Origin of the sequence: Agromyces salentinus, assembly GCF_009749395.1 — a bacterium.
GTDB lineage: Bacteria > Actinomycetota > Actinomycetes > Actinomycetales > Microbacteriaceae > Agromyces > Agromyces salentinus.
The window spans coordinates 1-14381 of record NZ_WBIR01000001.1 but is presented as its reverse complement, the minus strand read 5'-3'; the positions used below and the strand labels follow the sequence as shown (position 1 = coordinate 14381).

At 72.0% G+C, this 14381-nt stretch carries 13 protein-coding genes; 8 read left to right on the top strand and 5 right to left on the bottom strand.

From position 1 onward, the window contains the following. Positions 1-2 precede the first annotated feature (2 nt). Both recR and GQQ95_RS00060 read left to right on the top strand, forming a co-directional pair. The gene (gene recR, locus GQQ95_RS00065; protein WP_157425607.1) at positions 3-599 is read left to right on the top strand and encodes a recombination mediator RecR; all 597 of its coding nucleotides are present in this window, start codon (positions 3-5) and stop codon (positions 597-599) included. 222 nt (positions 600-821) lie between these two features. After that, complete coding sequence (locus GQQ95_RS00060) at positions 822-1184, top strand: nuclear transport factor 2 family protein (protein WP_157425606.1); 363 nt, start codon at positions 822-824, stop codon at positions 1182-1184. 30 nt (positions 1185-1214) lie between these two features. On the opposite strand, the gene GQQ95_RS00055 is transcribed toward GQQ95_RS00060, so the two are convergent. Continuing rightward, positions 1215-1715, bottom strand: coding sequence for a hypothetical protein (locus GQQ95_RS00055; protein ID WP_157425605.1), 501 nt, complete (start codon positions 1713-1715; stop codon positions 1215-1217). A gap of 113 nt (positions 1716-1828) precedes the next feature. Here GQQ95_RS00055 and GQQ95_RS00050 point away from each other — a divergent pair, with 113 nt between their 5' ends. Both GQQ95_RS00050 and GQQ95_RS00045 read left to right on the top strand, forming a co-directional pair. Further along, a complete protein-coding gene (locus tag GQQ95_RS00050) occupies positions 1829-3103 on the top strand; it encodes an aspartate kinase (RefSeq protein ID WP_157425604.1) in 1275 nt (424 codons plus the stop codon). Positions 3104-3314: 211 nt separating this feature from the next. Then, a complete protein-coding gene (locus GQQ95_RS00045; RefSeq protein WP_157425603.1) occupies positions 3315-4370 on the top strand; it encodes an aspartate-semialdehyde dehydrogenase in 1056 nt (351 codons plus the stop codon). 75 nt (positions 4371-4445) lie between these two features. Here the strand turns inward: GQQ95_RS00045 and GQQ95_RS00040 are convergent, their stop codons facing one another. The 4 genes from GQQ95_RS00040 to GQQ95_RS00025 form a co-directional block, all read right to left on the bottom strand. After that, positions 4446-4829: a RidA family protein gene (locus GQQ95_RS00040; RefSeq protein WP_157425602.1), complete on the bottom strand. Its 384-nt coding sequence runs from the start codon at positions 4827-4829 to the stop codon at positions 4446-4448. Between the two features lie 84 nt (positions 4830-4913). Then, a complete protein-coding gene (locus tag GQQ95_RS00035; protein WP_170296912.1) occupies positions 4914-5645 on the bottom strand; it encodes an IclR family transcriptional regulator in 732 nt (243 codons plus the stop codon). 1 nt (position 5646) lies between these two features. After that, positions 5647-7287, bottom strand: a complete 1641-nt coding sequence (locus GQQ95_RS00030; RefSeq protein ID WP_157425600.1) for an N-acyl-D-amino-acid deacylase family protein — start codon at positions 7285-7287, stop codon at positions 5647-5649. Beyond that, positions 7287-8690 (bottom strand): type III PLP-dependent enzyme domain-containing protein, encoded by a 1404-nt coding sequence (locus GQQ95_RS00025; RefSeq protein ID WP_157425599.1) that lies wholly within the window; start codon positions 8688-8690, stop codon positions 7287-7289. The genes GQQ95_RS00030 and GQQ95_RS00025 overlap by 1 nt, the downstream gene beginning before the upstream one ends. Positions 8691-8865: 175 nt before the next feature. Between GQQ95_RS00025 and GQQ95_RS00020 the strand changes: the two genes are divergently transcribed. From GQQ95_RS00020 to GQQ95_RS00005, 4 genes are all read left to right on the top strand, one after another. Further along, complete coding sequence (locus GQQ95_RS00020; RefSeq protein WP_246205111.1) at positions 8866-9777, top strand: sugar kinase; 912 nt, start codon at positions 8866-8868, stop codon at positions 9775-9777. Beyond that, complete coding sequence (locus tag GQQ95_RS00015) at positions 9774-10394, top strand: bifunctional 4-hydroxy-2-oxoglutarate aldolase/2-dehydro-3-deoxy-phosphogluconate aldolase (RefSeq protein ID WP_246205110.1); 621 nt, start codon at positions 9774-9776, stop codon at positions 10392-10394. The genes GQQ95_RS00020 and GQQ95_RS00015 overlap by 4 nt, the downstream gene beginning before the upstream one ends. A gap of 100 nt (positions 10395-10494) precedes the next feature. After that, positions 10495-11982 (top strand): malate:quinone oxidoreductase, encoded by a 1488-nt coding sequence (locus tag GQQ95_RS00010; RefSeq protein ID WP_425482543.1) that lies wholly within the window; start codon positions 10495-10497, stop codon positions 11980-11982. Between the two features lie 404 nt (positions 11983-12386). Beyond that, the gene (locus tag GQQ95_RS00005; RefSeq protein WP_157425596.1) at positions 12387-14261 is read left to right on the top strand and encodes an ABC-F family ATP-binding cassette domain-containing protein; all 1875 of its coding nucleotides are present in this window, start codon (positions 12387-12389) and stop codon (positions 14259-14261) included. Positions 14262-14381 lie beyond the last annotated feature (120 nt).

The window sequence follows — 14381 nt, the reverse complement described above, 5'->3', positions numbered from 1 at the left end:
GCGTGTACGAGGGCATCGTCCAAGAACTCATCGACGAACTGGGGAGGCTTCCGGGCATCGGTCCGAAGTCGGCCCAGCGCATCGCGTTCCACATCGTGCAGACCGAGCAGTTCGACGTGAGCCGCCTCGCCGAGATCCTCAGCGAGGTGCGTGACAAGGTCCGGTTCTGCGAGATCTGCGGCAACGTCTCCGAGCAGCAGACCTGCGGAATCTGCCGCGATCCGCGCCGCGACCCGGCGCTCATCTGCGTCGTCGAAGAGGCGAAAGACGTGGTCGCCATCGAGCGCACGCGCGAGTTCCGTGGCCTCTACCACGTGCTGGGCGGGGCGATCAGCCCGATCGACGGCATCGGTCCCGACGAGCTGCGCATCCGACAGTTGATGCAGCGGCTCGCCGACGGCACGGTCACCGAGGTCATCATCGCGACCGATCCCAACCTCGAGGGCGAGGCGACGGCGACCTACCTCAGCCGCCTGCTCACCACCCTCGAGATCCGGGTCACCCGGCTCGCCTCGGGCCTGCCCGTCGGCGGCGATCTCGAGTACGCCGACGAGGTCACCCTCGGTCGCGCGTTCGAGGGGCGACGTGTCGTCGGCTGAATCCCGTCGGCTGACGCCCGTCGGCTGACGCCTGTCGGCCGGGATCCCGGCGGCTGACGCCGGGAGAGCCCGCCATCCGGCGGCTTCCGATGTCGGTTGCCGAACCGGATCGGCGCGCTGCCGCCGAAGAATGTCGGCGACACCGGTGACGCGGACGACACCGGCGATGACGTCCGGCCGGGTGGGCTTGACGCGCGAACGCTGGTCGAGTGGACTTGGTCCATGGCGGTCAGTCGAGGTGCCGAATGGGTCTCGGGATACGTCGCGGCTTGGCAGAGCAACGATCCCGCCGACATCGCGGCCCTGTTCACCGAGCTCGCCCTCTACCGGACGAGCCCCGACTCGCCGCCTCGTGTCGGCCACGAGGCGATCGTCGCCGGCTGGCTCGACGACCTCGACGAACCGGGCACGTGGGCGTTCGACTGGAGCATCCTGCACGAACACGACGACCTGGTGCTGGTGCAGGGGCGCACGGTCTACCCCGCGCGCGAGGACTTCCTGAACCTCTGGATCATCCGTCTGGCCGAGGACGGCCGGGCGACCGAGTTCACGGAGTGGTACATGCCGCGCGGGCACAAGGGCTGATCCCCGGCATCCACGGGAAGGTCGTCCGGCTCAGCGGAGCACCTCGATGAGCACGACCCACGCGAGCAGGATCGACGTCGCGATCGCCGCGATGGCCCCGACGGCCAGCAGCCAGAGGCCCGCGGTCGTGGCGCCGGCGAGCAGGAGGATGCCGCCGGCGAGGTAGACGAACGGGGCGAGCAGGGCCGCTGCGGACTTGGCGAACCGCTCGCGCGCGGTGCCCCGGTGCACCTCGTCCTGCGAGATCGTGCGCGCAGCGTGGATCGCGAAGCCGACGACCACGATCGAGGCGGCGAGCACCTCCAGCCCGAACGCCCAGCCTGGCTGGCCGGGCGCGAGCGCGAGGGCGGTGGTCGCGATGGCGAGCACGAGCGTCGCGATCGAGGCCGCTGCGCGTGCCGGCAGGGTCCCGGACTTCATGATCGCCTCGATGTTCACCGACATCGCGACGATGAGCAGGCCCGCGAGGGCGGCGGTCGCGCCGAGCATGGCGACGTTGAACTCGGACCACTGATCCAACGCCTCAGCCATGCCCGCACTCTAGCGCCGTCACATTGCGAGCGCCGTATACGCGCCGCCGTATGATGGGGATTCCCGGCGTTCCGAGGTGCAATCCGGCGCCATTCCTACCCCTTGGAGACCACGTGAGCTTGATCGTGCAGAAGTTCGGCGGGTCATCCGTCGCCGACGCCGAGAGCATCAAGCGCGTGGCCAAGCGCATCGTCGAGACCCGCAAGGCCGGCAACGACGTGGTCGTGGCCGTCTCCGCGATGGGCGACACCACCGACGAACTGCTCGACCTCGCCGGCGAGGTCTCGCCGATCCCGGCGCCGCGCGAACTCGACATGCTCCTCTCCGCCGGCGAGCGCATCTCCATGGCGCTGCTCGCGATGGCCATCAGGGGCATGGGGCACGAGGCGCGCTCCTTCACCGGCAGCCAGGCCGGCATGATCACGGATGCCACGCACGGCGCTGCGCGCATCGTCGACGTCACGCCGGTCCGACTCCGGGAGGCCCTCGACGACGGCGCCGTCGTCATCGTCGCCGGCTTCCAGGGCTTCAGCCGCGAGTCGCGCGACATCACCACGCTCGGTCGCGGCGGCAGCGACACGACCGCCGTCGCGCTCGCGGCCGCGCTCGACGCCGACGTCTGCGAGATCTACACCGACGTCGACGGCGTGTTCACCTCCGACCCGCGCATGGTCAAGCGGGCGCACAAGCTCGACCGGGTGACGAGCGAGGAGATGCTCGAGCTCGCGGCATCCGGTGCGAAGGTCCTGCACATCCGCGCCGTCGAGTACGCCCGCCGTCACGGCGTCACCCTGCACGTGCGTTCGTCGTTCAACAACAACGAGGGGACGATCGTCTACGACCCCTCGCGTCTTCCCGAAGGAGCAGCTGTGGAAGAGTCCGTCATCGCCGGAGTCGCGGTCGACCTGTCCGAAGCCAAGATCACCGTGGTGGGGGTGCCAGACAAGCCGGGCGTCGCCGCGAAGATCTTCAAGATCGTGGCCAACACGAACGCGAACGTCGACGTGATCGTGCAGAACGTCTCGGCGGCGACCACCGGTCGCACCGACATCTCCTTCACGCTGCCGAAGGCCGACGGCGAGCGGGCGCTCACGGCACTCGCGAACGCGAAGGACTCCATCGGCTTCGAGTCGCTGCAGTACGACGACCAGATCGGCAAGCTCTCGCTCGTCGGCAACGCCATGCGCAGCGCCACCGGGGTCTCGGCGAAGCTCTTCGAGGCGCTCTACGAGGCGGGCATCAACATCGAGATGATCTCCACCAGCGAGATCCGCATCTCCGTCGTGACGCGTGCCGACAGCGTCGCCGACGCGGCGCGCGCGGTGCACACGGCCTTCGACCTCGACTCCGACGTCGATGCGGTCGTGCACGGCGGCACCGGCCGCTGAGTCGAACGCCGGCACCGGCGAGCGGATGCCGCGGCATCGTCGCACCGGGGCCGCCTGCGGCATCCGTCGACTGCCGCAGATCAGGCGAAAGCTGCCAGAACAGGACGAATGCTCGCGTTCGGTTCTGAAGCGGTGCCGTCGTCCTGCACACTTGAATGAGATCGTCCGGGTCGCGGTGAGGCTGCGAGCCCGAAGAGATAGGGAATCACGCATGGCACATGGAGTGAACATCGGCGTCGTCGGCGCCACCGGTCAGGTCGGCGCGGTCGTGCGCCGGCTGCTCGAGGAGCGCGACTTCCCGGTCGCCTCGATCCGCTACTTCGCCTCGGCGCGGTCGGCCGGCTCGACGCTGCCGTGGAAGGGCGAGGACATCGTCATCGAGGACGCCTCGACGGCGGACCCGAGCGGCCTGGACATCGCGATCTTCTCGGCCGGTGCGACGCTCTCGAAGGCCCAGGCACCGCGCTTCGCCGCGGCGGGCGTCACGGTCGTCGACAACTCGAGCGGCTGGCGCATGGACCCCGAGGTCCCGCTCGTGGTGAGCGAGGTCAACCCGCACGCCATCGACGAGGCCGTCAAGGGCATCATCGCGAACCCGAACTGCACCACCATGGCGGCCATGCCCGTGCTCAAGGTGCTGCACGACGAGGCGGGCCTCGAGCGCCTCATGGTCTCGACGTACCAGGCCGTGTCCGGTGCCGGGCTCGCGGGCGGCGAGGAGCTGCTCGAGCAGGCGCGTGCCGCGGTCGCGCAGGACGCCATCCAGCTCGTGCACGACGGCAGCGCCGTCGACTTCCCCGAGGCGCAGAAGTTCCCGCGCACGATCGCGTTCGACGTGATCCCGCTGGCCGGCTCGATCGTCGACGACGGCGACCTCGAGACCGACGAGGAGAAGAAGCTCCGCAACGAGAGCCGCAAGATCCTCGAGCTGCCCGGCCTCCGCGTCGCCGGCACCTGCGTGCGCGTGCCGGTCTTCACCGGTCACTCGCTCTCGATCCACGCGGAGTTCGCAAACCCGATCACGCCCGAGCGCGCCACCGAGCTGCTGTCGGATGCCCCGGGCGTCGCCCTCAGCGACGTGCCGACGCCGCTCCAGGCCGCCGGCTCCGACCCGAGCTACGTGGGCCGCATCCGCCAGGACCAGTCGGCCGCCGACGGCAAGGGCCTCGTGCTCTTCGTCTCGAACGACAACCTGCGCAAGGGCGCGGCGCTGAACGCCGTGCAGATCGCCGAACTCATCGCGGCGAAACTCCCCGCGGCGGTCTAGCACCCCAGCACGAACGGATGCCCCGTGGCCGGTCGGCCACGGGGCATCCGTCGTTCGCGGGGCAGGTGCCGGCCGTCAGTCCTGGGGAATGGCGGCGACGACGTCGATCTCGACGAGGATGTTCGCGAGGCGCGAGCCGACCGTGGTGCGCACGGGGTAGGGCTCGGTGAAGAACTCGGCGTAGGCCTTGTTGTACTCGGCGAAGTCGGCGAGGTCCTCGAGATGGGCGGTGACCTTCACGACGTCGTCGAACGTCAGGCCGTACTCCGCGAGCACGGCGCCGATGTTGCGGAGCACCTGGCGGGTCTGCTCGGCGGCACCGCCCTCGACGACGAGCCCGGTCGCCGGGTCCTGCGGACCGAAGCCGGCGGTGTAGAGGAAGCCGTTCGCGACGACCCCGTGGCTGTACGGGCCGGCGGGCTTGGGTGCGTTCGAGAGCGTGACGGCGGTCTTGGACATGGGTTCCTCCAGGTGGGGTTTCGTGATGGTCGGTCGGTAGGTCTGTTCGTCGAGACGAGGCGAGGCGGGGCGAGGCGAGGCGGTTCAGGAGATCTCGGCCGAGATCGCGTCGGCGGCTTCCCGCAGCGCGGGCAGGAACGTCTTCAGCCGGTCGAGGTCGGCGACCACGCGGACGGCGGTCACCGAGATCGCGCCCACGACGCCGAGCGGGCTCTCGATGGGGACGGCGAGGCAATTGACGTAGGGCTCGAACTCGCGGTCGTCGGTGGCCCAGCCCCGGGCCCGCACCCGCACGAGCTCGTCGTCGAGGCGTTCGCGGGTGGTGATGGTGAGGTCGGTGAACCGCTCCCAGACGACGCCGTCGAGGACGGCGTCGCGGCGCGGGACGTCGAGGTTGGCCAGGATCGCCTTGCCGACCGCCGAGCAGTACGGGATCACGGCCTTGCCGATGCGCGAGTACATGCGCACGCCCGATTCGTCCTCCGCCTTGTCGACGTAGACGATCGAGCGGTCCATGAGGGCGGCGAGGTGCACGGTGTTGCCGGTGCGCCGCTGCAGGCGGCGCACATGATCGCCCCCGGCCTCGCGCAGGTCGAGCGAGTCGAGCGCCTCCTTCGAGAGGGCGGCGAGCCGGGTGCCGAGGCCGTAGCGCCCGGTGCCGCGTCGGCGCACCCAGCCCACCTCCTCGAGGGCCTGCAGCTCGCGGAACATGGTCGAGCGGTGCAGCCCGAACGCCTCGGCGAGCTCCGCGACGGTGCGGGGGTCCGCGGCGATCGCGTCGATGATGTGCGCGGCGCGCGTGACGGACTGGGACATGTCAGGCCTCCTTCGGCACGGCCGGACCGCGAGCATTCGAACGGCGGATGCCGCGACCCGGCGTCGCCCCGGTGAGCCGCCCGCCCGCGAGTACCGGCACGCCGGCGACGAGCACGTCGTCGATGCCCTCGGCGAGCTCGAGCGGACGGTCGTAGGTGGCGCGATCGGCGATCCGCGCGGGGTCGACGAGCACGAGGTCCGCGACGGCGCCGGGTCGAACGCGTCCGCGGTCGCCGAGGCGGAACCGGTCGGCGGCGCGCGTGGATACGAGGGCCGCGGCATCCGCCCACCCGATGGCGCCACGCTCGACGACGAGCAGGCGCAGGTACCGCGCGAACGAGCCGCGCGCCCGGGGGTGCGGGTGCGCCCCGATGAAGATGCCGTCCGAGCCGCCGAGGGCGCGAGGATGCGCGAGGATCTCCGCGAGGTCGGCGTCGTCGCGGGCGTATCGCACGGCCATGACGACGTTGACCTCGAGTCGCGAGGCGGCGAGCACGTCGAGTGCGAACTCGGCCGGGCTCGTGCCGAGCCGGGCCGCAGCGGTGCCGATCGTGAGGCCATGAGCCCAGGCGTACTCGGGAGCCGCGACGTGCGCGAGGGTCAGCATGCTCGGCCAGTCGGGACCGAGGCTCGGGTAGTCGACGATGGTCGGGAACCAGCCGTCGAGCAGGCGCCGCCGTCCGGCGGGGTCGGTGATGGCGGCCAGCACGTCCGAGGTCGGCTGCACGGTGAGCCAGGCGGGCAGCACCGGCATCGCGAGGATCGAGCACCCCCGCGTGTACGGGTAGGCGTCGAAGCTCGCCTCGATCCCGGATGCCGCGAGCCCGTCCATGAGCACGTGCACGATGGCCGGCTCGGCGTGGAAGTGCGACACGTGCACGGCCACGCCCGAGTGCCGGGCGATCGCCTCGATCTCGTCGATGCCCGCGGCCGAGTTCGCCTCGTAGCCGCCCCGCATGTGCGACACGTAGACCGCCCCCGCTGCGGCAACGGGCTCGGCGAGCCGGGCGAGCTCGTCGGTCGAGGCGAACACGCCCGGCACGTAGTCGAGCCCGGTTGACAGCCCGAGCGCGCCCTCGGCGAGGCCATCGGCCACGAGGGCGCGCATCGCGTCGAGCTCGGCGGTGCCCGCGGCATCCGTCGACCGTCCGCAGACGAGGTCCCGCACCGTGCCCGCGGGCACCAGCACGCCCTGGTTCAGCGGCGTGGTGCCGTCGTAGGAGTCGAGGAGCGAGCGGATGCCGCCACCGGCGTAGCTCGGATGCGGCCCGTTGATCGCGGCGAAGTACTCGCTCGCGTAGGCGCCGTCGCCGGGGGCGTACGACACGCCGTCCTGGCCGCCGATGACCGTGGTGACGCCCTGTCGCAGCAGCGCGAGCTGCACGTCGGGCTCGAAGATGCGGCCGTCGGCGTGCGCATGCGCGTCGACGAAGCCGGGCAGCAGGAGACGCCCGCCGCCGTCGATGACGTGTGCGGCGTCGCCGACGGGCGTGGTGCCGCGGGGCTGGATCGCGGCGATGCGCTCGCCGTGGAGCACGACGTCGACGGGGTCGGAGCGCCCGGCGCCGGCGCGCTCGGCATCTGCGTGCGCGTCGCCGTCGACCGGCACGACGTCGCGGATGATGCGAAGGACCGTGGCCATCAGAAGAACGTCCGGACGAGGTCGACGACGACGTCGCTCCCGGCCCGTTCGACGACGGGGAGCCAGCGCCGCTTGTCGAAGGCGGTGCACGGATGCGACAGGCCGAGTGAGACGACATCGCCGACGGCGACCGGCAGGGTCGTGCCCGCATCGTCTGCACGGAGGAAGGCGTGCTGGTCGTTCAGGGCGGTGACGGATGCCGCGGCCAGCGTCCGCTCCGGCTCGACGGCCGTCGTCGCCGCCTCGCCGAGCGTCGCCGCGGCGCCGAGCGGGAGGGGCAGGCCCTCGTCGTACGGGAAGTCGCGTTTGCCTCCATCGAGCAGCGCGAGGCCCGGTTCGGGGTGGGACACGACGCGGGCGTAGCCGCGCATCGCTGGGACCAGCGGCCGGTGCGCGGGGTCGGCGGCGGCGGGGTCGGCGGCGCCGGGGGCGGCGCCCGCGGTGGTGGCGGCCACGGGCCCGGCGGTCCCCCCGAGGCGGCTCGCGTCGAGCGGCGAGATGCCGCGGTAGAAGCCCTGGTCGTGGAGGAGGGAAGCGCCCGAGCGGAGGATCCAGCGCGTGCCGCGGCCTGCTGCGGCATCCGCTTCGATCGCGGGGGCGAACACCTCGGCGACGAGGTCCAGGTAGGCGCTGCCGCCCGCCGAGACGATGAAGCCGGCCTGGGTGGCGAGGCCGCCGTCGAGCACCGTCGCGCGCAGCTCGACGAGGTCGGACAGGTACGCCCGCACGGCGGCGAGCGCGGCCGGCGAGCGGTCGTGGCCGAGGCTTCCCTCGTACCCGGCGACGCCCGCCAGGCGCAGCACGGGGGAGTCGGCCACGCGCTGGACGAGTGCGAGCGCGGCGTCGAGGGTGCGGGCGCCGGTGCGGCCGCCGGGGGCGCCGAGTTCGACGAGCACGTCGATCGGGCGGGGCAGCGGGCCGGCCCCGGCGAGGCCCCGCTCCATCGCCTCGACGGTCTCGAGGGAGTCCGCCCAGCAGGAGAACTCGAACGCGGGGTCAGCGAGTTCCCCGGCGATCCAGGCGAGGGCGGCGGGCGCCACCAGGGCGTTGGCGAGCATGATCGAGCCGACGCCGAACGCGCGGGCCGTGCGCACCTGGCCGGGCGTCGCGAGGGTGAGCCCGGTGGCGCCCGCATCGAGCTGCAACCGCCAGAGCGCCGGCGCCATCGTCGTCTTGCCGTGCGGCATGAGCTCGAGTCCGTGGGCGCCCGCCCAGGCCTGGATCGTCTCGGCGTTGCGCCGCAGCGCATCGGCGTCCAGCACGGTCAGGGGCGTCCAGAACTCGCCGAGGCGCGGGGTCGAGGCCAGGAACTCGGCGACGGTGAGGCCGTCGGCGCGTGCGGGCAGCCCCGTGTCGGCGGCCGAGAGCACCTCGTCGGCGAGATCCTCGATTCGACGTGGCATCCGGTACTCCCTGCTCGTTCGCGGCTCGCTCGGTTCGCGGTCCGGTTCTGCGTCGCCCGATGACGCTTTGATGGCGCCTTTTGGCGGCACTGATGTCGGCGCCTGTTGGCGTCGATGCCGTTGCACATATTGCAACCGGCTTGCACCGTATCTGCACAGGGTTCAGCATAGGGGCGTGACCGTGCGTCCAGAAGTCCTCACCGTCGGCGAGACGATGGCGCTCGTCGCGCCCACCCTGGCCGAGCCGCTCGAGTCGGCGACGGGCTTCCACCTCGACCCGGGCGGGGCGGAGTCCAACGTCGCCTCCCACCTCGCCGCCCTCGGGACGCCGACGGCCTGGGCGAGCGCCGTGGGGGACGACGCACTCGGACGCCGCCTCCTCCGCCAGCTCGCCGAGCGCGGCGTCGACGTCTCGCTCGTGCGGTCCGATGCCGCCGCGCCCACGGGGCTGTACCTCAAGGATCCCGGCCGCGGCGTGCTCTACTACCGCGCCGGCTCGGCCGCCTCCCGGCTTTCCGCCGAGTTCGTCGACTCGTTGCCGATCGGCGACGTGCGGCTCGTGCACGTCTCGGGCATCACCGCCGCGCTCTCCGGCTCCTGCGACGCCCTCCTCGACGCCCTCCTCGACCGGGCCGCCGCGGAGGGCGTGCCCGTGAGCTTCGACGTCAACCACCGGCCGTCGCTCTGGCCGTCCACGGATGCCGCGGCCCGCCGCCTGCTCGCCCTCGCGGCGCGCGCCGACCTCGTCTTCGTCGGACTCGACGAGGCCGAGGGGTTGTGGGGGACCACCACGCCCGACGAGGTGCGCGACCTGCTTCCCGACCCGCGGGTGCTCGTCGTCAAGGACGGCGCGGTGGGCGCGACCTCCTACGAGCACGGCGACGGCGCCGGCGGTGCGCAGGGTGTCCACGTGCCCGCCCTGGTCGTCGACGCCGTCGAGCTCGTCGGGGCGGGCGACGCCTTCGCGGCGGGCTACCTCCACGCCATGCTGCGCGGCGAACCCGCCGCCGAACGCCTCCGGTCGGGGCACGCGCGCGCCGTGCTCACGATCGCCGACACCGCAGACTTCCCGAGAGGCACCCCGTGAACCAGGCCCAGCCCACCGTCTCCAACGCCGAGTTCGACGAGCTCTTCGCCGGTCGGCCGCTCATGGCCCTCTTCCGCGGCCTCGGCGAGGCACGAAGCCTCGAACTCGCCCACGCGGCCTGGGAGCTCGGCATCGATCTGGTCGAGCTCCCCATCCAGTCCGAGGCGGATGTCGCGGCGCTCGCCGCCGTCGCCGAGGCCGGCCGCGCCGCCGGGCGCCTCGTCGGGGCGGGAACCGTGCTGACCGCGCGCGACGTCGAGCTCGCGGCATCCGCGGGGGCCGCCTTCACCGTGAGCCCCGGCTTCGACGCCGACGTCGTGCGGGCCTCGACCGCCGCCGGCATGCCGAGCCTTCCGGGCGTCGCCACCGCGTCGGAGGTGCAGGCGGCCATGGCGCTCGGCCTGACCTGGATGAAGGCGTTCCCCGCCTCGCTGCTCGGCACCGGCTGGTTCCGGGCCATGGCGGGGCCGTTCCCGGGCGCCCGCTTCGTCGCCACCGGCGGCATCGACGCGACCAACGCGAGCGGATTCCTCGAGGCCGGCGCTCGCACGGTCGCCGTCGGCTCGGCGCTCGAGGACCCCGCGCAGCTGCCCGCGCTCGCCGCGCTGCTCGCCTGACTCCACTCCGGGGCATCCCTCGATGCCCGGTCAGCGCCATGATCGGGACTGTCTCGACGTCGAGCGGACGTGGTCGGGAGGGTGCCTCACGGCGCATACACTGGAATCCGTGAATTCAGAGGAAACCGTCGACGTCGTGCTCATCGGCGGGGGCATCATGAGCGCAACGCTCGGGTCCCTCATCTCGAGGCTCCAGCCGGAGTGGTCGATCCGCGTCTACGAACGCCTCGGCGAGGTCGCGCAGGAGTCCTCCAACGCGTGGAACAACGCCGGCACCGGTCACGCCGCCCTCTGCGAGCTGAACTACATGCCCGAGAACGCCGACGGCACCGTCAGCGCCGACAAGGCCGTCGCGATCAACGAGCAGTTCCAGATCAGCCGCCAGTACTGGGCGCACCTCGTGTCGACGGGTTCGCTGCCCGAGCCGCACAACTTCATCAACTCCACCCCGCACATGACCTTCGTGCGCGGCAAGGCGAACATCGAGTACCTGAAGAAGCGCGTCGAGGCGCTCGAGGGCCAGCCGCTGTTCCCCGACATGGAGTACTCCGAAGACCTCGAGCGCATCGCCGAGTGGACCCCGCTCCTCGCGAAGAAGCGCAACCCGAAGCAGAAGGTCGCCGCGACCCGCATCGTCGCCGGCACCGACGTCGACTTCGGCGCCCTCACCAAGTACCTCCTCTCCGACCTCGAGGAGCACGGGGCGTCGATCCAGACGAACCACCAGGTCACGCGCCTCAAGCGCCTGAAGGACGGCACCTGGAACCTCCGCCTGAAGCACCTCGTCGGCGGCACGCCGAAGTCGGTCAACGCGCGGTTCGTGTTCGTCGGCGCCGGCGGCGGCGCACTCGCCCTCCTGCAGAACTCGGGCATCCCCGAGATCAAGGGCTTCGGCGGCTTCCCGATCTCTGGCCAGTTCCTGCGCACCACGAACCCCAAGCTCGTCGCCCAGCACCAGGCGAAGGTCTACGGCAAGGCCGCCGTGGGCGCTCCGCCCATGTCGGTGCCGCACCTCGACACGCGTGTCGTCGACGGCGAGACGGCCCTGCTGTTCGGCCCCTATGCGGGCTTCACGCCCAAGTTCCTGAAGACGAGCACGTGGTTCGACCTGCCGTTCTCGATCCGCCTGCACAACCTGGGCCCGATGATCCAGGTGGGCCTGAAGAACTTCGACCTCGTGAAGTACCTGGTCTCCGAGCTCATGGCCTCGCGCGAGAAGAAGATGCAGGTCCTGCGCGAGTTCATGCCCACGGCGAAGTCCGAGGACTGGGAGCTCATCACGGCCGGCCAGCGCGTGCAGGTCATGAAGAAGGATCCCGAGAAGGGCGGCGTGCTGCAGTTCGGCACCGAGGTCATCACGGGGGCCGACGGCACGATCGCGGGCCTCCTCGGCGCCTCGCCCGGAGCCTCGACGGCCGCGCCGATCATGCTCGACGTGCTCGCACGCTGCTTCCCCGACCGCATGGCCGAGTGGGAGCCGAAGCTCCGCGAGATGATCCCGAGCTACGGCACCAAGCTCTCGGGCGACCCGGCGAAGGCCGAGGCGTCGACCGCGGCAACGGCGAAGACGCTCCAGCTCTCCGCCTGACCCGGCCCGTCCCGCGGTGGAATCCCGTTCGCGCGGCCGAGTCCCGCTCCGCACGGACTCCACCGCGGCAGCGGGATTCCGGCGGATCGCACGCGACCCGCGGCATCCGACACGCCCGGGCGTGCATTCAGCGGCGAGCTCTGCTATCGTCGACTCCGCTATGAAGTGAGTACACCCCATCGTCCCGCGCCTGAGGCGCCGTAGACCACGGGTGTGCACCTTCCACTGATCGCGACGGTGATCGCGTGCACCCATCTCGGCAATGCCCGGCGGGACTCACACTCCGCTCCCGGGTCGTCGGCGCTGCTGCGCGCACGCGGCGGTTCCGGCGGTGCATCGCCCGACCTGCCGCCTCTGGCGTGGCAGCGTCGGCGGCCCGGGGGCATTCGTGAAAGGGCGTCCGCATGCCGGTACACGTCTCGAACTCCACCTACCTCCGCGCCGACGGACTGTCGGCCGCATACCCCGAGCGTCGTGTGTTCAGCGATCTCGGATTCACCGTCTCCCAAGGCGAGCGCCTCGGCCTCATCGGCGAGAACGGCGTCGGCAAGTCCACGCTGCTGCGCCTGCTCGCCGCACCCGATCCCCGCGACGTCGAGCGAGCGGATGCCGCCAGCCGACCGGACCCCGGAGGGCGAGCGGATGCCGCGAGCCGGCCGGACCCCGCGGCATCCGCGCTCCTCGCGCACGGCCGCGTCAGCCGTCCGGAGCGCACCGGCCTGCTCGCGCAGGAACTCCCGTTCGCGCCCGACGACCTGATCGGCGCGGTGCTCGAGCAGGCGCTCCGCGAGGTGCGGGCCATCGAGCGCGAGCTCGACGAGGCCGCGGCCGCACTCGCCGATCCAGCCGTCGCCGGCGACGAGGCGCTCGCCGCGGCATCCGCCGCCCGGTACTCGGCCGCACTCGATGCCGCCGAACGGGCCGACGTCTGGTCGGCCGAGTCGCGCCGCGACGAGCTCCTCGACGGCTTGGGCGTCACGGGCCTCGGCCTCGATCGACGCATCGAGGAGATGTCGGGCGGGCAGCGCAGCCGATTCGCGCTCGTCGCGCTGCTGCTGCGCGCACCCGACGCCCTGCTCCTCGACGAGCCGACGAACCACCTCGACGACGACGCGGCGGCGTTCCTCGAGTCGCGCCTGCGGGCGTGGCGGGGCCCGGTGCTCTTCGCGAGCCACGACCGCGAGTTCCTGGACCGGGTGGCGACGGGCCTCCTCGACCTCGATCCGGGCCGCCAGGGCGCGCTCGCCGTCGCGGGCGAACGGGCGGGCGGGCGGGCGAGCGAGGGCCGCGGCTCGCGTGAGGCCGCGCTCGCGGCATCCGGAGGCACCGTGTTCGGCGGCGGGTTCAGCGAGTTCCTCGCCGTGAAGGCCGACGAGCGGGTGCGCTGGCAGCGCCAGTACGAGGCCGAGCAGCAGGAGCTCTCGCGCCTGCGCGCAGAGGTCGCCGGGGGCGGCAGCGCCCGCTCGGTCGCGCACGGGCGCGCTGCGACCGACAACGACAAGTTCATCCGGCACTTCAAGGGCGAAAACGTCGATCGCACGGTGTCGAGGCGCCTGCGCAACGCCGAGCAGCGGCTCGCGACGCTCGAGCGCGAGCAGGTGTCGCGGCCGCCGAGGCCGCTCGCGTTCGCGGGCATCCCGTCGGGGTCGCATGCGTTCGAGGAGGAGTCCGGCCTGCTGCTGCAGGTGACGGATGCCGCGATCGACGGGCGCCTCGACGTGCCGTCGTTGCAGGTGGCGCCGCTGACGCGGCTCCTCGTGACGGGCGCGAACGGGGCGGGCAAGTCGACGCTCCTGAACGTGCTCGCGGGGTCGCTCCGCGTCGAGCGGGGATCGGTGCAGCGCCGTCGCGGGCTGCGCGTGCAGTTGCTCGAGCAGGACGTGCGCTTCGCGGATCCGGATGCCGCGGTGCGCCGCATCTACGAGCGCACGCTCGGCGAGCGGCGTGCCGAGCAGGTGCCGCTGTCCGGCCTCGGGCTCATCGCCCCGCGCGACGAGAACCGCCCGGTCGGGGCGCTCTCGGTCGGTCAGCAGCGCCGGCTGGCCCTGGCGCTCGTGATCGCCCGGCCGCCGCACGTGTTCCTCCTCGACGAGCCGACGAACCACCTCTCGCTCGCCCTCGCGACCGACCTCGAGGAGGCGCTCGGCACGTACCCGGGCGCCGTCGTGATCGCCAGCCACGATCGGTGGCTGCGTCGTCGCTGGGCGGGGGAGCGGCTCGAACTCGCCGCCGGGCGCGCCGTCGCGGCCGACGAGCGCGAACCGGCGCTGCAGCGCTAGGTGTACTGACCCGGATCGTTGTTGACGTAGGAGAGACCTCCGGGGTCGAGTTGGAGCTGTCTAGTTCTTCAGCTCGAACGCACGGAGGTCTCTCTTGTCTCACGCTAATGCCCGGCTGAC

Bases quoted from the DNA above. Each gene is read 5' to 3' on its own strand.
- GQQ95_RS00060 (WP_157425606.1), top strand. From the start codon at position 822: ATGGCGGTCAGTCGAGGTGCCGAATGGGTCTCGGGATACGTCGCGGCT.
- GQQ95_RS00055 (WP_157425605.1), bottom strand. From the start codon at position 1,715: ATGGCTGAGGCGTTGGATCAGTGGTCCGAGTTCAACGTCGCCATGCTC.
- GQQ95_RS00045 (WP_157425603.1), top strand. From the start codon at position 3,315: ATGGCACATGGAGTGAACATCGGCGTCGTCGGCGCCACCGGTCAGGTC.
- GQQ95_RS00040 (WP_157425602.1), bottom strand. From the start codon at position 4,829: ATGTCCAAGACCGCCGTCACGCTCTCGAACGCACCCAAGCCCGCCGGC.
- GQQ95_RS00035 (WP_170296912.1), bottom strand. From the start codon at position 5,645: ATGTCCCAGTCCGTCACGCGCGCCGCGCACATCATCGACGCGATCGCC.
- GQQ95_RS00030 (WP_157425600.1), bottom strand. From the start codon at position 7,287: ATGGCCACGGTCCTTCGCATCATCCGCGACGTCGTGCCGGTCGACGGC.
- GQQ95_RS00025 (WP_157425599.1), bottom strand. From the start codon at position 8,690: ATGCCACGTCGAATCGAGGATCTCGCCGACGAGGTGCTCTCGGCCGCC.
- GQQ95_RS00005 (WP_157425596.1), top strand. From the start codon at position 12,387: ATGCCGGTACACGTCTCGAACTCCACCTACCTCCGCGCCGACGGACTG.